Origin of the sequence: Acinetobacter ihumii (genome assembly GCF_900625095.1) — a bacterium.
Lineage (GTDB): Bacteria > Pseudomonadota > Gammaproteobacteria > Pseudomonadales > Moraxellaceae > Acinetobacter > Acinetobacter ihumii.
In genome coordinates this window covers 1534486-1552458 of sequence record NZ_LR130760.1, presented here as the reverse complement: position 1 = coordinate 1552458, position 17973 = coordinate 1534486, and the positions used below count along the sequence as shown (strand labels likewise).

Below are 17973 nucleotides of genomic sequence, written 5' to 3'. Positions count from 1 at the left end.
CTCCAGAAGTGGACTGGACGGTCGCTGCTGTGGAGGTCTTCGTGACTAAAGCAGGGGAGGAAAGTCCGGGCTTCATAGGGCAGGGTGCCAGGTAACGCCTGGGCGGTGAAAGCCGACGGAAAGTGCAGCAGAGAGTAGACCGCCTCATTCGTGAGGTAAGGGTGAAAGGGTGTGGTAAGAGCGCACCGCGTGTCTGGTAACAGTTCACGGCATGGTAAACCCCACCAGAAGCAAGACCAAATAGGAATCCTGAGGTACGGCCCGTACTGGATTCGGGTAGGTCGCTTGAGCGTATGAGTGATTGTACGCCTAGAGGAATGATCGTCCTCGACAGAACCCGGCTTACAGGTCCACTTCACCAATTTTTTGAAAAATTTGCTTGACGTATCTAGGATAACTTTAGATAATGCGCGCACAGTTTTCGGCTATGTAGCTCAGTTGGTTAGAGCACAGCACTCATAATGCTGGGGTCACAGGTTCAAGTCCCGTCATAGCCACCATTTAATAGACCATGCTCCTGCATGGTCTTTTTTTATGTCAAATTTGCAGTCTTAGGTATGCCTACACATTTTTGCTTTAATGGAAAGTAAGCAGATTAGGTATGATTTTATGGGTTAAATCGTAAGCAAATCTCGATATTTAAAAGAATTTGAGTATTTGCTGAACAGATGGTGAATAAAGGTGTTGACGCTTATCATGGTTCTATAGATAATGCGCACACAGTTTATGGCTATGTAGCTCAGTTGGTTAGAGCACCGCACTCATAATGCGGGGGTCACAGGTTCAAGTCCCGTCATAGCCACCATTTTTAAAGATCATGTACCTTACGTGATCTTTTTTTTTATTTACATTTTTCGTTTATCTCGAATGGCTACAATCAAGTTCAACATTTTTTAGTTTTCTAATTAAAAACGAACTTATGCATTTTCATTACCTCATTTTTAGGACGTTATGACATGAATAAGTCAATATTATTACTTACAACCAGTGTTCTTTTTAGCTCAAGTGTATGGGCTGCTGATTTAAGCTGGGGAGATCCTCAGGCAGATATCGGTCAGTTAACCTTGTCGGGGGCCATTCGAACCCGTTATTTAACTAAAAATTATCAGCAACCTGCCAATGAAGGACAAAATAATGATTGGCGTTTAGCGGATATTCGTCTGGTGCTGGATTATGAAAATCGCAACTGGTTGGCTTCGGTAGATGCGCGCTGTTATCAATATGACCGACTGTGTGATGCGGTTTTTTTACGTCACGCATGGATGGGTTATCAACTGAATGACGAACAACGTTTGCGTGTGGGATTACAGCCGATTGATTTTGGATTGGGTGAGTTTTGGGGCAGTAGTTATTACGAAACACTGATGAATACTGTTGGTTTTGAAGATATCTCGAATTTGGGTGTGCAATACCAAATCAATCACGACGATTATCATGCCAGTTTAGGATTTTACCCGCGTGATGGTGGGAATTATACCGGTACGTCCAAAGACGCCAGTCGTTATAGTGCTAACTTTGTTGAGGCGGATGATTTAACTGCTGGAACGCATCTTAAAGAAAAGAATATGTGGATTGCACGCTTGACCAAGACATTCCAATTTGATGCAAGTCATAAATTGGCAACTGAGCTTGGGACATCGTTTTGGTATTCTGATCTTGAAAATAAAGTGACGCAGCGACAAGGCCATCGTAACACATGGAATATTTTTGCGACGACTCAGTACGCGCAATGGCAATGGCTGAGTTTATATGGTGAACAAAAAATAAAAAATCAGGATATTATTTTTCCAGATAGTTCAACCTTAGGAGCATTTGATACCAATTATCAATTGGCAAACAAAGGCCGCTATGTGGTCAATGAAATTAACTATACGTTTGAGCAGCCTTATTTTCATCTGGAAAATATCAAACCTTATCTGTCGCATAGTCGCTTTTTCAAAGACAGCGCGACTGCGAAAGATTCAGAACGGTTGATTGGCGGCGTTGCATTTAACTACAAAGCCATTGGGGTACAAGCTGAATATATTATGAGCCGTAATGACCCCATGAATGGTGGCGATGCTCAAAGTCTGGCACAAGGAAATGCCGAGCACAACGGCTGGGACAACATGTTTTATTTGGCTGTCGGATATTATTTCTAAAAAATGGGGTTTAAAACCACCTAAGCAGGTGAGGTGGTTTAGACTTTAAGACTTTGGATGATTCAAATGTTCAGCAATGACATTCAAAGTTTCATTGCGAACATAAAAAGGTTTGAGCAGATTATAAATGAGAGGCTCAAGCAGATTTTGTTCATCTAATGCCTGTATCGCCTTGGGATAAAAACGTAACGCTTCGGTTTGAATATCTTGCTCAGTGAGGCCAATCCCGAAGAGCAAATCTTGCAAGCTTTCATTTTGATAAAATCGATAAAACACGTCTACGCCGTGTAAAATCACGTTTTGCATTAAGGATGATTGACGCAATTCTTTCCAGTATTCATATATCAGGACAAAAAATTCTTCAATGTCAATTGGTTCTAGCTGAGAAATATATTGATAAATCGCTTTGTCTTTAACATCATCCCAAATATCACGTACCAAAATTTCTAAATCTTCATCGGAAAGAATGCTTAATTCGGCCAGTTGCTGTTGAATGAAATCTGCCAAATAATCTTCCAGTTTTTGTTCAATTTTTTGCTGTTGCATGCTCGAAAAGCGCAATAATTTACGTTTCCATTCAGAGGTGCTTTTTGAATGGTTTTGAACGCTTAATGCAGATGAAGCGCCAAATAGAACAGGAAGTTTATTTTGTAAAACAGTGGTCGCCACAAAATGACACAGTTGCCCAATGGCTGGACTATTTTTTAAAAAATTATTTAGATAGACCCGAATATGATCCAGCTCTAAAATTTTGGACAGCCAGATTTCAAATTGATGATCGGAAACCAAATCATTCAGGGTCGCCGTAGATTTAAGCATGTAGAGATAAATTTGTTGGGAAATTTCACCAATAAATTCGAGTAGGCCTGCACCTAATTGCATTTCCAGTGCATAGCGTTTGACTACCGCTTGCAATTGATCCAGTGTAACCACCTGACCTAAAGTCAGATGTTGTGACGTATTAAAAATAAGATGAGTTACGTGTTGTAGATATTCAGGCGAGTTTTTAGTAGAAAGCTGCACTTTAAAATAACGGACTTGCTCAAGCAGAAGTGCCTGAGCAAGTTGTTCATGAGCTGATGTTGTCTGATCCCTGACAATTTGATCCTTATGCGTCATCTGGTCTCCAACCATTTACAATCGGGTAGCGACGTTCACGACTAAAGGCACGTGAGCTAATACGCGGTCCAATTGCGCCTTGACGGCGTTTATATTCGTTTCGATCGACCAAACGAATCACTTTTTCTACTACAGCCTGATCAAAACCTTTGGCAATAATATCAGCCTGACTTTGATCTTCTTCAATATAGGCGTACAAAATTGCATCCAGAATATCATAAGCAGGTAATGAGTCCTGATCTTTTTGATCTGGGCGCAGTTCCGCGGACGGTGGACGCGTAATGACACGTTCAGGAATCACAGGTGTATCGCTCAGGCTATTACGATATTTAGCAAGTTCAAATACGATGGTTTTATACACATCTTTCAAAACTGAAAATCCACCGACCATATCACCATATAGTGTACAGTAGCCGACTGCCAGTTCAGATTTATTCCCTGTCGAAAGTACGAGATTTCCAAATTTATTGGATAAACCCATTAACAATGTACCGCGCGCGCGCGCCTGCAAGTTCTCTTCAGTGGCATCGGCAGGGCTGTTTCCAAAAAATGGATACAGGGTTTGCATAAAGCTATTCACAACATTGTGTATTTCAGCAATACCAAAGGTAATTCCCATACGGCGAGCTTGTTCAGAAGCATCTTCAACACTAATTTGAGCGGTATAGGTATATGGCATCATCACCGCCTGAACTTTATCAGGACCTAATGCATCGACTGCTATTGCCAGCGTTAACGCAGAATCAATACCGCCAGAAAGTCCCAAAATTACACCCGGAAAACCTGAGCGTTGCACATAGTCACGAGTCGCCATGACCAGACCCTGATAAATTTCCGCAATGGCATCCAGATTTGGAGATGGATCTGTAATATTAAATTTTTTGTATTCAGGATTAAAATCTGTGAAGTAAAGTGCTTCTTTAAAGCTAGGGGCTTTTAAGGCAAGTGAACTGTCATGGTTCACAATAAAACTACTGCCATCAAAAATCAGATCATCATGACCACCGACCTGATTAACATAGATCAGATTGACATTAAATTGCTTGGATAATTCAGTCAGAGTTTGCACACGATGCTGTGGTTTTCCTACTTCATAAGGGGATGCATTTAAAACCAGAATACTATCGACATTGAGCTGAGCCACTTGTTTAACGGTATTGAGTGACCAGATATCCTCACAAATCAATACTCCGAACTTATGTCCCAGATATTCAAAAACAAGATGCTGATGACCTTCATTAAAATAGCGTTTTTCGTCAAATACACTATAGTTTGGCAAATTATGCTTATTATAAATCCCAAGCACTTGCCCATCTTTCATGACGGCAGCCGAGTTATAACGTTGACCTTCTTGAGTTTGATGCACAAAACCAAACACCATCACGATATCTTTAACTTCAGCAAGCTTTTCAAATGCCTTTTGTGTACGTTTGGCAAGAGCTGGACGTAATAAAAGGTCTTCAGCAGGATAGCCGATCACTGAAAGTTCGGGAAATATAATTAAATCAGCATTTTGTTTTTTTGCTTCAAGTGCTTGCTCAATCATTTTTTGAGCGTTTGAGTCTATATTGCCAATATGCGGTGAAAATTGGGCAAGGGCAATTTTAAAACTTTTCATCCAAACCTAATCCTAGATTATATATGCAGATATACACAACATGTTGATTTATCATTATTTTTATTCAACTCTGTGTATGAGGTAAAAACTAAATTTAAACGTAATACGTTAAAGCGCAAGCTGGATAATATATACCAATACAATGTTTTTCGGCGTAAAAAATGACAAGTTTTTGCATATTATTATGGAATACGTACAAATTGACATTTTTTATGCAATTTATCATAACATTATATGAGTAAATTTAAGATTTTTTCAGTAAGAACATGATATACGGTCTCAAGCAATATTTAATCGTGCGAAAACGTAAGTTAACACAGGCTGAAAAACATCTGGCTACAAGTGTATTCGGTCGTGCTATTGAACTTGATCGGGTACAGATTATTGCGCATCGCTGGGTCATTCAACATTTTGCGATCAGCCCGAATGGCAACATTTATTTTAATCCAGCCAATTGGCATGAAGATTTTGCACAGCAATCGATTCAATTGCAATCATGGTTTATTCATGAACTTGTACATGTCTGGCAGTTTCAACAGGGCGTTAAACTGATTCGTCAGGGTATTTTTGATCGAAAATATCGCTATGTGCTGGAGCAAGGCAAGCAGTTCTTTCAATATGGAATTGAGCAACAGGCGCAAATGGTTCAGGATTATTTTATCAAGCGACAAACGGGACAACGTTGTGACGATTTAGCTGCCTGTATTCCATTTCGATCGAATGCGACCTGATCAAAACAACGTTTTATAGTGAGATCAATTTTATATTGAGATGATTTAAAACTGATAGCGTTAAAAAACAGTTAAGGGGCTGAACCGCAGCAATGGTTCAACCCCTCAAGCCGTGATTTAAACTGGGAAATTTAAATCAAAATAAATGCTGTTTTGTGGAGAGATTCAGCACATTATTGAGCAGGTTGTGCAGGCTGACCTTGAGCTTCAGCAGCATTTTCAGAACCCGGTTGTGCTGAAGTTGGTTGACCCGCAGCAGATTCAGGTGAAGAAGTTGTAGTCGCTGGTGACTCTTGAGTAGATACAACAACTTTATCCTGTTCCTGTGCAGAATCCGCTTTAGCCGCAAATGTCGAAGCAGTCGCTAAAGCAAAAGTTGAAGCAAGTAAAATTTTAACAAGTTTCATTGGAGGCATCCTTTATTTAATTTAAATAAATTACAAGCTGAAATTTAAACACCCAAAAATGAATTCGAGTCATTTCGCTTGATATTCATGCTAAGAGCTCAGTTGACTGCCAGCAACCTTAGACACAATGCTTAACCTGAAAATTTACATTGAAGTTACAATTTGGCTTTGAATGTGTTTTTATTGTAAAAATCACACAATTTAATGTTCTTTAAAATGTATGTATTTATTTCAATCCGTTCAAAATTAAAGCAGCTAATTTACTTAATTTTACAAACCCTTAAATTCAACCACACATTCAAAATTGGATATTCCTTTTATGAAACTATAATATAATGTTTTTGTAGATTATGAGTGTGAGTTTAATCACATAATTATTTTAATTTAGCTATTCGAAATAAATCTGAACTTTTAGAATGTTGATAAGATAGCTCATAATTGTTGAGCTACACATGTTCAATACTGCTGCGTTTAATTACTACATTGTCTGGTTGAGCTTACGTGAAAATTATCCAATCTAAAATTGTTCCAACCCATATTCTGTCAGGTTTTTTAGGTGCGGGCAAAACCACACTTTTACAGCATTTATTGCAACAAAAACCTGAGCATGAAGTTTGGGCGATCCTGATGAATGAATTTGGTCAAATTGGTATCGATCAGCAATTATTACCACAGCAGCAGGGTTTTGAAATAAAAGAGCTGTTGGGGGGGTGCATGTGCTGTAGTAGTCAATTGCCACTTCATATTGCGTTGGCTCGATTACTGACAGATGCTCAACCCAATCGACTATTTATAGAACCCACAGGTTTGGGGCATCCTGCTCAATTGATGGAGCAACTGACTGAGCCGCACTGGCAGAGTAGTCTAGATATGCGAGCGTTGGTCACTGTGGTGGACGGAAGCCGTTTGCATGATCGTGCTTGGGTCAAACACAATTTATATGAAGATCAAATCAAAGCGGCTGAAATCATCGTGATTTCTCATACAGATATTATGACATTTGAAGATGATCTGGCTCTTGAGCAACTGCAACAGGAATATGCGGTATATCAACAACAATGGTTGAAAACAGCGCATGGTGAGCTGGATTTAAAGCAGATTGATCAGCCACATCGTACAATAGAACGTAAAATTCAACCTTTGTTAATTCAACAAAGACAGCAGTCCATTCAGGAAGCGGTAACCGAAATCAAACAACTGCCATATCATTATGTCGAGCATGCGCAAGGTTATCTGGTTGCAGGCTGGAAATTTCCCCGTCGCTGGGTATTTGATTTTGATCAGTTGCTGGACGTGTTATGTGCTCAAAAAGACTGGCTGCGTCTCAAGGCTATTTTTCATACCCATCAAGGCTGGATGTATTTTAATTGCAATCCTGAGCAATTCAATTATAAATCGGGTGAGGAAAATATTGATAATCGCATTGAGATGATTAGCCAGCATGAACATAACTGGCTAAAACTGGAAACCGATTTATTGGCATGTAGGCTAGAAACCTAATGTAGTTTCTAGCTGACCGTTTTTTTCTTATTACTTTTTTATCTGATTGGTTTTAGTTTGGGATTACTTTTGATCAAGCACTGCTTTCGCTTGTACATGATCAATATCTTTTTCCCAATGCGCGATCACTACAGTCGCAACACAGTTACCGATCAGGTTGGTACAAGCACGCACGATTCCAATAAACCAGTCAACAGAAAGCAGTAACACCAGTCCAATGGCTGGAAGACTTGGAATGACGGATAAAGTCGCTGCCAAAATGACCAATGCCGAGCCTGGAATTCCATGTGCACCTTTTGAGGTCACCAGTGACACCAGTAAAATGGCGATCAGGTCATGCATGGACAAATCAATATTGCATGCCTGCGCGATAAAAATTACCCCCAACGTTAAATAAATAGAAAAGCCATCTAGGTTAAACGAATAGCCTGTAGGAATTACCAAACCCACCGTTGAGTCTTTAATGCCCAGTGCCCGGAGTTTTTTCATAATTTGAGGCAAGACTGAATCTGAAGAAGCTGTCCCTAAAACAATTGAAAGTTCATCTTTAAAATAGTTTAAAAATTTGAAAATATTTAAACCTGCGATTTTAAGTATTGAACCCAAAATCACAATCACAAAGACGATACAGGTGAGATAAAACAAAATCACCAGATAACCCAATTGCATCAGAGAATCTAAGCCAAACTTGGCTGTGGTATAGGCGACTGAACCGAGTACCCCTAGTGGAGCAAGTCGGATAATTAAGCCCATCATCTTAAATAAAACTTCAGAGAAAGCTTCAAGTCCCTGACACACTATTGTTGAAAATTGTTTGGGTATCAGTAATGAGCTTACCCCAAACAAGATTGCAATCAGTAAAACTTGAAGAATATCTCCATCACTAAAAGCCCCAAACAAGGTTTTAGGAATGATATGCAAGATAAAATCTGAGCCTGAACTGATGGCATGCGCACGTTCCGTGTAGGTACTCAGATCCTTGCTATCGAGGGTGGTGATATCAATATTCATACCGACGCCCGGTTTAAATACATAAGCGACCGCGATGCCCAATATGAGTGCAATAGTGGTGACTACTTCAAAATAAAGAATCGTTTTTGCACCTACTTTGCCCATCTTTTTAATGTCACTTGCCCCATAAATACCAAGAACCACCACACAAAACACAATCGGAGCAATCAGCATTTTAATCAGGGAAATAAAGCCGTCCCCTAAAGGCTTTAAATTTAAGGAAAAATCATGAAAACTTAAACCGAGGATGATGCCTAGAATCAGTGCAATAATGACTTGCAGGAAAAGACTGGATTTAATTTTTAGCCACATAATGCCGCTTCTTCGTTACTGTGAAATCGCCCATATATTGCAAGAAACTCGCCAGTTTGAAGCAGAAAAAGATAAATTTAAGCGGATAAGGTGCAATGAGCACGCTCTAAGCAATAGCACGTGTATGAATAAAGACAACAAGCAGATGACTTCTATGTCATATTCAAAATCGGGTATGCTAGCGCCCATCAAAAATAGATGGTTTTGTTATGGCGCTTAAGGCAACAATTTATAAAGCGGATTTGAATATTGCTGATATGGATCAGCACCAATATGCTGATTATCAACTTACACTGGCATTGCATCCTTCTGAGACTTTAGAACGTTTAATGGTTCGTATTGTGGCATTTGCCCGCTATGCAGACGAACAACTGGAATTTACCAAAGATTTATTTGAAAGTGATGAACCAGCACTGTGGAAAAAAGATTTGACGGGTCAGCTAGAGCAATGGATTGAAGTCGGTCTGCCTTCTGAGGATAAAGTCAAAAAAGCTGCGGCGCGTTGTAAGCAAGTTGTGGTGATTGCGTATGGCACACAGGTCGATGACTGGTGGAAACGTAATGCTAAAATTAAGACCCTGGAAAATGTGCAAGTGTGGCAATTGTCAGCAGAGAGTTCAGCGCAATTGCAACAACTGTGTCAGCGTACCATGCAATTACAACTTAATGTGATGGATGGTGAATGGACATTACTGGGTGATCAAGCACAGGTTGAAATTCAATGGACACTTTTACAAGGTTAAGGTGATCCTTTCATTATTTTTTTATGGAGCAAGCGATGACAACAGAATTAGAGATTATTGATTTAAAAATAGGTGAGGGTAAAGAGGCGGTAAAAGGGGCTTTGATTACCACGCACTACACAGGTTGGCTGGAAGATGGCACCAAATTTGATTCTTCGCTAGATCGTGGCAATTATTTTGAAACAGTGATTGGAACAGGTCGGGTCATTAAAGGTTGGGATCAGGGCATTATGGGAATGAAAGTCGGTGGCAAGCGTAAACTGATTGTTCCTGCACATCTCGCTTACGGCGAACGTAAAATGGGTAAAATTATTCCAGCAAATTCAAATCTGATTTTTGAAATTGAATTATTTGATGTTAAAACCAGAGATCAATAAAAGATTTGTTTTCAGGTTGTTTTTTATTTTTCTTTTAGAGAGAAATAAAAAACAATTTAAAAAAAGATGAAAGAAATTAATGTTTTTACGCTAAATATACGAGTAAAAATATGAGTGAAATATTGAAAAGTAAACTAATCTGTCTAGTCAGTAAACTATATTGGAATGCATATTTAGTGAAAAGCATCTATGCATTCTACGAATGAACTCATTTTATAAAATAATTATGTAAAAATTGTATAACAATTCTTGCGATCGATTTGGCTTTCTATGTTGTAAAATAAATCCAAGGCAGAGTTTTATTAAAATAGTGTTGAGTAGTAGAACTCTTCTGTGCTGTTTGATTTAAGGTTATTTGATATAAAAGCAATAATATTCGAGATGATCATGATGAATGACTATTCAGATTTAACTGTTACTGAGCTTTTAAAAGAATTAGATCACTTTTTTATGCTGGACACCACAGAGGAAGACGTTAAGCCTTTATGGGTTCAAGAAAAAATTAACTTCGATCGTCATTATTGGCTGGATGGCGAATACAAAGTTGAAATTATTAAAGAAGTCACTTCTTTTAACTTACAACAAAATACCAGCTATCGTATTACCTTGTTCCAACAAGACGCGAAAATTGTGTTATTGGATTATGATGGAACCACAAAAAAAATTAAGATTTTTCGACGTGGTCAGTGGATTAACCGATTATATAAATATTTATATCAGAAAGAGCGTTATTATTTAGAGCAGATGGCGGAACATCCGAATTTTACGGCCATTGAATATTAAATACTGATTGTAGTTAAACTCGGTTTATTTTTGAAAAATTAAGTTGATTGTTTTAGCTTTATTGTGATTTATTTATTCAGAAGATGACTTTTTGTCATCTTTTTTTGATTCTAAAATGCCTATTCCATCACGCTTTTATGGGGCGTTTTTTATACAAAAACAAGTGCTTAAAACGCTAAATTATAAATTTAAAAAAATTGAAATATGACTGTAAAGTTAAGAAAAACCTACAAAAATTTTTAAGATTTTTTTCAGAATTGACTAGTATAACTGACGCTGTTAAAAGCCTGAAAGATTTGAGTCTAATGGACAGAATTATCTAAAATAGATGATCTCTGTTTTGAATGAAATAGACACTTTTCAGACATAACCCGAATTTAAAGATGATATTTCTATGCCAGCACGCTTTCCCTTGCAAACTTTAACGTTGAGCATTTCATTATTGTTCAGTTCAATTGGAATCAGTCATGCCCAAGCTGAATCAGTAATGCCTGCTGACCTGCCTCAAGCAGCGGAGATTCCAGTTGTGACAGATCCACATACCGGTGAAGCACCAGAAGAAGAACCTCAAATAGATGTTTCAACATTAACGCTGATTGGTTATCACGAGATTACATCTAAAGAAGCGATTATTCCAGATTATGCAGTGACACCAAAACGTTTTGAAATGCATCTGGATTGGTTGATTAAAAATGGTTATCACTTTATTAGTGTTGATCAATTGATTAAAGCCAATGAAGGTAAAATCAAGTTACCGCCTAAACCCGTGTTATTGACTATTGATGATGGCTACCAGTCCTTTTATGACTATGCCTACCCGATTTTAAAAGCACGAAAAATACCAGCCGTGTTGGCAGTGGTGGGTAAATGGTTAGAAGTTAAACCCGGTAAAATTGTGCAATTTGGCGATGAAAAATTAAATCGCGATAAATTGCTGACATGGAAAGAAATTAAAGAAATGCAGGACAGTGGTTTCATTGAAATCGGAAGCCATAGTTATGATTTGCATCATGGAGTGATGGGGAATCCACAGGGTAATTCAGAGCCTGCTGCTACTACACGTATTTATGATGCTAAAACTAAAACCTATGAGTCGGATCGTGCGTATGAAAAGCGGATTAGTGATGACTTAAAGAAAAATATTGATACCTTTAAGGCGCATGGTATTCGTGCACCACGTGTCATGGTATGGCCATATGGTCGCTATAACATGGAAACCGTGCGAATTGCGAAAAAACTGGGTATGCCAATTACCGTAACGCTAGATGATGGTCCAGATCATGTGACTAAATCTTTAGGACATTTAAGCCGTATATTGGTCACCCGTGGCGAGAGTACAGATGATCTGGCGCAGGATATTTTAACGCGTCAGATGAATATGACCGATAATAACCGTCCTCAAAAAATCATGCATATCGATCTGGACTATATCTATGACCCAGATCCAGCCCAGACAGAACGTAATTTGGGTCATGTGCTGGATCGGATTCGTGCCTCTGGCGTAAATACAGTTTATTTGCAAGCTTTTTCAGATCCTGATGCCAATGGTTCTGCGGACATGGTGTATTTTCCAAATCGTTATGTGCCTATGCGCGCCGATTTGTTCAATCGTGTCGCGTGGCAAATTTCCACACGCACCAATGTCAATCGCGTCTATGCATGGATGCCACTCATGGCATGGGAATTACCAAAAAGTAATCCTGCCGCGAAGAAACTGGTCGTGACTCAGCAGCCGAAAAATAGCGATCATTTGAATATGGGCTATATTCGTTTAAGTCCTTATTCGCCAGAAGCACGTAAAGTGATTGAAGGAATTTACACAGATTTAGCCAAATCTTCGACGTTTGATGGTATACTTTTCCACGATGATACCACTTTGTCTGATTACGAAGATGCCAGTCCAGAGGCATTAAAAGCTTATGCTAAGGCAGGCTTGCCGACTGATCTGGAAAAAATTCGTAATAATGATGCGCTGTTATCGAAGTGGACCGATTTTAAAATCAAAACGATTGATAACTTTGCCATGAAGCTTGCTTCTGACGTGCGTTATTATCAGCCTTATTTAATGACCGCCCGCAATATGTATGCGCAGGTTGCTTTATCTCCTTATGCAGAGAACTGGTATTCACAGTCTCTTGAGCAGTCATTAAAACGTTACGATTTTACTGCCATTATGGCCATGCCTTACATGGAGCAGGCAGAGAATCCGACCAAGTTCTATCAGGATATTGTGAAACGTGTAAAACAATATCCGAACGGAATCAAGAAAACCGTATTTGAGCTACAAGCCACCAATTGGCGCACGAATCAACCAGTGCCGTCGCAGGAGCTTGTCGACACGATTCGCTCTTTGTACAGTCAAGGAGCGATGCATGTGGGTTACTATCCAGATGATCCATTTAAAGATCATCCTGATACCGAAATGTTGCGTGATGTATTTGCGACTAAACCTTCAAAGTTAGTCCCGTAGCAGGAATTGACCATGTCAACAACCTTACATCATTTATGGCAAGCGGCTTTAAACTTTGTGTTTTATTATCCGCTGTTTATGTCGTATTTGTGGATGATGGGTGCGCTTATCTTTTATTGGAAAGAGCGCAAGGATCCTCCATATCAGCAACCAGCGGAATTAGACGTATATCCAATGGTTGCGGTGTTGATTCCCTGTTTTAATGAAGGGGATAATGCTGAGGAAACCATTAGTCATGCTTTGGGACTGGACTATCCTAACTTTGAAGTGATTGCGATTAATGACGGTAGCTCGGACAATACTGCTGAAGTTTTAGACAAATTGGCAACGCAATATGATAAATTACGCGTCGTTCATCTGGCTCAGAATCAGGGCAAAGCCGTCGCTTTACAGGCAGGCAGTTTGTTAACCCAAGCTGAGTTTCTAATCGGGATCGATGGTGATGCATTGCTGGATCCCCATGCTGCGAAATGGATGATTCGTCATTTCTTGCAAGATCGAACCGTTGCAGCAGTGACGGGTAATCCACGTATTCGTACTCGTTCTACCTTGTTAGGACGAATTCAGGTGGGCGAGTTTTCTTCCATTGTGGGGATGATCAAGCGCGCACAACGCAGCTTTGGTCGTTTATTTACCGTATCTGGCGTCATTACCGCTTTTCGTAAAAGTGCTGTGCATGAAGTCGGTTACTGGTCACCCAACATGTTAACCGAAGACATCGACATAACCTGGAAATTACAACGTGCGGGTTGGGATATTCGTTTTGAACCGAATGCCTTGGTCTGGATTTTAATGCCAGAAACTTTAAAAGGGTTATGGAAGCAGCGTTTACGTTGGGCAATGGGTGGCGCACAGGTTTTAATCAAAAATCTGGATGTGTTCCTCAAGCCAAAACTGAATTTTTTATGGCCACTGATGTTTGAGTTATGTCTGACCTTAGTGTGGTCATATTTAATGCTTATTATGGCAATTCTCTGGTTGGTACATTTTGTACTACCGCTTGGAGAGTTGTCTGGAATCAGCTCGCCATTTTTACCGTATGGCAGCGGAATATTATTAGGCGCGACCTGTCTGCTTCAGTTTGCGATGAGCAAATGGATGGACAGTCGTTATGAACCTAATTTAGGTAAAAACTACTACTGGATGATTTGGTATCCGTTCGTATTTTGGTTAATTACCATTAGCGCAACGATCGTCGCCTTTCCTAAAGTCCTGTTACGTGGTGACGAAAAACGCGCACGCTGGGTCAGTCCTGACCGTGGCATGCGCATGTAGATGTTAAATGTTTTATGAGAGATTTCCATGAAATCAAATAATTTGATTATCGACGTGCGCCATCAGTTGCCATGGCACAGACGCTATGTATCAAATACTTCAACCATGATGATGTGGGGAGCATGGCTATTGCTATGGCGTCCATTTATTTTGGTTTGGGCTTTGATTGAGCTTGAAAAAAACCATCTGATTCATCAGTTATTCAGTGCTTTTAGTCTTGGCATTGAGCATGGTGTGAGTTCACTGGTGGCTTGTGCAGTGGCACTCTTACTGTGGAGCAACTACGTTCCTGCAAAAAGTGTGAAACGACTGAGTGAAAAAGACGTGACAGATTATGCCCGTTATTTTGAGTTGGATGAGACTGAGATTCATCAAGGTCGCGCGCAAAAAATCAGTGTAGTGCATCATGACGACACTGGTCGTATTACTCACATTGATTAATTTTTCATTCGATAAATAACAAAATATAAATGCCAGCTTGTTCGCAAGCTGGCATTTATATTGTTGTAAAAGAATAGGGATTTCTTAGTGTTTAGGCAATGTTAAAGACGAGTGTGAGGCAAAGTAGCGATTATACTTTGAGATCAATGCGATCACATTCACTGCCAAATCGCTTAGAACAGGGTGTTGTTGTGGAAGGTATGCTTTAAAATGAAGATGTTCCAATATGGATAAATTTAGCAAACTCAATGCGGTGGAAAGCATTCGTGGACTGGCGTGTCTGGCGGTGGTGTTTTCACATTTAAGTTTAAGTTTTTATCCATATTTACATCATTTTGACCAGCATGATGTCGCAAACAATTCATTAGTATATTTTATTCATCATTCACCGTTTGCCTTTTGGTATTCAGGTACAGCCGCCGTGTATGTTTTTTTTGTGCTCAGTGGTTTTATCTTGTCTTACGTGATTTGTAAAAGCAAAAATATGCAGTCAAAGCTGCAATCCATGATGATAAAACGCTATCCACGTCTTGCCATTCCTGCTTTGGGTTCGTGTATTTTACTGTGGGCAGCTTTGCAATTTAGTGACATTGATAGCTCGCAGGTACAATATTGGCTAAAAGTCTTGGCGACACAAGACGTGAGTTTTTCACGCGCAATCTATGAAGGTACGATTGGTTCATTTTTATTTGCTGAATCGAGCATCAACTGGGTGCTCTGGACGATGCAGGTTGAATTAATCGGTTCATTTTTACTGTTCGGATTATTGTATATCTATAGTCTGGATAAACGCCTGTTTTTACCCTTGGTTTTATTATTCCCGACCACGGCTATTTTCTTTAAAAATCAGGAACTTTTTCTGGGGTTGTTGTGCTTTTTAATTGGCTCCCTGATTTTTATGTATGGGCGAATCACTCGTTCTTCTGCCTTCGCAATCATGATTTTATTGGTTGGACTTTATCTCGCTGGAGCTCATAACACCAGTGCAGCCTATGCAGGGTTGCATTCACTGATGGGCGATAAGACGTATGACTACTGCAATTTTCTTTCAGGTATTTTGATTGTTTATAGTATTTTAATGAATCCAAGGTTGTCGCAACTGCTGGATAATCGTATTTGTGTGTATTTGGGGAAATTATCTTTTTCAATTTATTTGTTGCATTTGTTGCTGATGTACTGTGTTTGTCTGCCTGTATTTAACTATTTTCTTGCATGGGGGTGGGGCTATAACATCTCTGTCATTGGCTCAATTATGGTGTTTTTTATCGCCTTGATTTTCATTGCTGACCTGTATAGCCGCTATGTGGATACTTTCGCCATTCATTTAAGTAATCGTTTATCTGATTGGGCACTTAAATAGTTTAATGTTTGATCACGTAGGTTTTTCAAATAAATCATGGTCTAAGTGAATAGAAATCATTTGCCTAACGTCAGAAACATTTCATAATAGTCTTTTCCATTTTTTGATGTACAAAACATGTCTCCACTTGAGATTGTTGCAGTGATCATTAGCATCATTGGTGTGGCCTTAACCATTAAACGTAATATGTGGTGCTGGTGGTTTAATTTTCTGGCCTTTGTTTTATATGCCTATTTATTTTTCACCTTTAAATTATATGGTGAAACCATTCTGCAATTTTTCTTTATGATTGTGAACTTTTACGGATTTTATCATTGGCTTAAAGGCAAGCAGATAGACCATGATATTCGTATTGAACCAATTGGCATTAAATTGGTGATCATACAAATGGCGATTGCCGCAGTGGGCGGAGTCATTTTTGGATTAACTTTAAAACACTTTACCGATGCTGCTGTGCCGATGCTCGATTCGCAATTGGCAGCGTTTAGTTTGCTCGCCACTTATTGGACCAGTCGTAAACATATCGCGACTTGGATACTCTGGGTTTTTGTCGATATTGTGTATGTGGCGATGTTTATTTATAAAGATTTATATCTGACAGCGGGCTTATATGCTGCTTTTGTGGTGATGGCAGCCTTTGGCTGGTGGCAATGGCAACAAGTTAAAGTGAAGCAAAATACCCAGTTGACAACATGAAGATCCTGAATCTGGAACAATACAAACAGCAATGTTTTGATGAGCTGGCGCAGAAAATTTGCCAATCTCCACAAGATTATCTGGATTTTGATTCGGTGTCCGATGTGTATAAGGCACAGTGGTTACATGATTTTCCACAAGGCACCAGTTGGGTTATTTCTGGGCTAGATGACGGCGCAGATGAATTTTATATTTCAATTGAATATCCAAGCCATTACAAAACAAAAAGGTTAAGCATCGAAATCAAGCAAGGACATTACAAGATTGATATGAATGTATGAAACATTTAAGTCAATTGCCGATTAAGATAGATTGAGTTAGATGATAAAGGTAAAACAGATGAGCGATAAACTTGTCATTATGTTTCATGGTGTAGGCAGTAACGGTCGTGATCTATTGCCAATTGCGCAATATTGGCAGCGCCAGATTGAGGGTTTAAGTATTTCATCTCCAAATGCGCCTTTTCCATTTATGCAAAGTCACGAAGTTTTTGAATGGTTTAGTCTGACGGGAATTACTGAAGAAAATCGTTTCGAGCGTATTCAACAGGCGCGTGAGTATTTTGATCAAACTGTACTGCGAATTTTGGATGAACAAGATTTTAAAGATAAAATTGAGCAGGTTGTATTCTGTGGTTTTTCACAAGGAACAATCATGTCTTTGGATGCCGTTGCTTCAGGTCGTTGGCCAATTGCAGGTGTGATTGGCTTTTCGGGTCGTCTGGCATCTCCCATTGAAACCAATGCCAACCAGTCTGCCAAAATTAGTCTGATGCATGGTGAAGCGGATGAAGTCATTCCAGTCTATGAAAGTCAGGACGCCTTTAAATCCTTACGTGAAGCGGGGTTTAATGTCGAACTGGAAACCTATAAAGGACTTGGGCACTCAGTGAATGAGATTGAAGTCAAGCGAGGTCTTGAGTTTTTAAAATCTCTATAACGTGGGACAAGCTCGTGTTTTTTACCAATGGTGATATAGGCTGTTTCAAG

17 protein-coding genes, 2 tRNA genes and 1 other RNA gene are annotated in these 17973 nt (G+C 39.4%); 16 read left to right on the top strand and 4 right to left on the bottom strand.

The features are described 5' to 3' along the window. Positions 1-5: 5 nt before the first annotated feature. The 4 genes from rnpB (at position 6) to E0D95_RS07165 (ending at position 2141) form a co-directional block, all read left to right on the top strand. Positions 6-361, top strand: an RNA gene (rnpB, locus tag E0D95_RS07180) — RNase P RNA component class A. 62 nt (positions 362-423) lie between these two features. Further along, positions 424-500 (top strand) — tRNA-Met (locus E0D95_RS07175). 228 nt (positions 501-728) lie between these two features. After that, a tRNA-Met gene (locus E0D95_RS07170) sits at positions 729-805 on the top strand. A gap of 151 nt (positions 806-956) precedes the next feature. After that, positions 957-2141, top strand: coding sequence for a porin (locus E0D95_RS07165; protein ID WP_130803244.1), 1185 nt, complete (start codon positions 957-959; stop codon positions 2139-2141). Between the two features lie 45 nt (positions 2142-2186). Here the strand turns inward: E0D95_RS07165 and E0D95_RS07160 are convergent, their stop codons facing one another. Together E0D95_RS07160 and E0D95_RS07155 are read right to left on the bottom strand one after the other, a co-directional pair. Then, positions 2187-3242 (bottom strand): hypothetical protein, encoded by a 1056-nt coding sequence (locus tag E0D95_RS07160; protein WP_431830758.1) that lies wholly within the window; start codon positions 3240-3242, stop codon positions 2187-2189. Between the two features lie 7 nt (positions 3243-3249). Then, complete coding sequence (locus E0D95_RS07155; RefSeq protein ID WP_130803242.1) at positions 3250-4878, bottom strand: NAD+ synthase; 1629 nt, start codon at positions 4876-4878, stop codon at positions 3250-3252. Between the two features lie 266 nt (positions 4879-5144). Between E0D95_RS07155 and E0D95_RS07150 the strand changes: the two genes are divergently transcribed. Continuing rightward, a complete protein-coding gene (locus E0D95_RS07150) occupies positions 5145-5609 on the top strand; it encodes a type IV secretion protein Rhs (protein WP_130803241.1) in 465 nt (154 codons plus the stop codon). Between the two features lie 173 nt (positions 5610-5782). Here E0D95_RS07150 and E0D95_RS07145 read toward each other — a convergent pair whose 3' ends face one another. Continuing rightward, positions 5783-6016: a hypothetical protein gene (locus E0D95_RS07145; protein WP_130803240.1), complete on the bottom strand. Its 234-nt coding sequence runs from the start codon at positions 6014-6016 to the stop codon at positions 5783-5785. A gap of 501 nt (positions 6017-6517) precedes the next feature. Between E0D95_RS07145 and E0D95_RS07140 the strand changes: the two genes are divergently transcribed. After that, complete coding sequence (locus E0D95_RS07140; RefSeq protein ID WP_130803239.1) at positions 6518-7516, top strand: CobW family GTP-binding protein; 999 nt, start codon at positions 6518-6520, stop codon at positions 7514-7516. Between the two features lie 63 nt (positions 7517-7579). Here the strand turns inward: E0D95_RS07140 and dctA are convergent, their stop codons facing one another. After that, on the bottom strand, positions 7580-8839 hold the full coding sequence (gene dctA / locus E0D95_RS07135) for a C4-dicarboxylate transporter DctA (RefSeq protein ID WP_130803238.1): 1260 nt from the start codon (positions 8837-8839) through the stop codon (positions 7580-7582). Positions 8840-9048: 209 nt separating this feature from the next. On the opposite strand from dctA, the gene E0D95_RS07130 reads away from it, so the two are divergent. From E0D95_RS07130 to E0D95_RS07080, 10 genes are all read left to right on the top strand, one after another. Further along, positions 9049-9582 (top strand): YaeQ family protein, encoded by a 534-nt coding sequence (locus tag E0D95_RS07130; RefSeq protein WP_130803237.1) that lies wholly within the window; start codon positions 9049-9051, stop codon positions 9580-9582. A 35-nt stretch (positions 9583-9617) separates the two neighbouring features. Then, the gene (locus tag E0D95_RS07125) at positions 9618-9959 is read left to right on the top strand and encodes an FKBP-type peptidyl-prolyl cis-trans isomerase (RefSeq protein ID WP_130803236.1); all 342 of its coding nucleotides are present in this window, start codon (positions 9618-9620) and stop codon (positions 9957-9959) included. A 390-nt stretch (positions 9960-10349) separates the two neighbouring features. Next, a complete protein-coding gene (locus E0D95_RS07120; protein WP_130804854.1) occupies positions 10350-10742 on the top strand; it encodes a hypothetical protein in 393 nt (130 codons plus the stop codon). 394 nt (positions 10743-11136) lie between these two features. Then, positions 11137-13212, top strand: coding sequence for a poly-beta-1,6-N-acetyl-D-glucosamine N-deacetylase PgaB (gene pgaB / locus E0D95_RS07110; protein WP_130803235.1), 2076 nt, complete (start codon positions 11137-11139; stop codon positions 13210-13212). Between the two features lie 12 nt (positions 13213-13224). Continuing rightward, positions 13225-14487: a poly-beta-1,6-N-acetyl-D-glucosamine synthase gene (gene pgaC, locus E0D95_RS07105; RefSeq protein WP_130803234.1), complete on the top strand. Its 1263-nt coding sequence runs from the start codon at positions 13225-13227 to the stop codon at positions 14485-14487. 27 nt (positions 14488-14514) lie between these two features. After that, positions 14515-14928 (top strand): poly-beta-1,6-N-acetyl-D-glucosamine biosynthesis protein PgaD, encoded by a 414-nt coding sequence (pgaD, locus tag E0D95_RS07100; protein ID WP_130803233.1) that lies wholly within the window; start codon positions 14515-14517, stop codon positions 14926-14928. 226 nt (positions 14929-15154) lie between these two features. After that, positions 15155-16288 carry an acyltransferase family protein gene (locus E0D95_RS07095; protein WP_130803232.1) on the top strand — a complete coding sequence of 378 codons (1134 nt, stop codon included), beginning with the start codon at positions 15155-15157 and terminating at the stop codon, positions 16286-16288. Positions 16289-16405: 117 nt separating this feature from the next. Next, on the top strand, positions 16406-16984 hold the full coding sequence (gene pnuC, locus E0D95_RS07090; protein ID WP_130803231.1) for a nicotinamide riboside transporter PnuC: 579 nt from the start codon (positions 16406-16408) through the stop codon (positions 16982-16984). Next, complete coding sequence (locus tag E0D95_RS07085) at positions 16981-17265, top strand: hypothetical protein (RefSeq protein WP_130803230.1); 285 nt, start codon at positions 16981-16983, stop codon at positions 17263-17265. The genes pnuC and E0D95_RS07085 overlap by 4 nt, the downstream gene beginning before the upstream one ends. Before the next feature lie 58 nt (positions 17266-17323). After that, positions 17324-17923 carry an alpha/beta hydrolase gene (locus tag E0D95_RS07080; protein ID WP_130803229.1) on the top strand — a complete coding sequence of 200 codons (600 nt, stop codon included), beginning with the start codon at positions 17324-17326 and terminating at the stop codon, positions 17921-17923. The last annotated feature ends 50 nt before the right edge of the window (positions 17924-17973 follow it).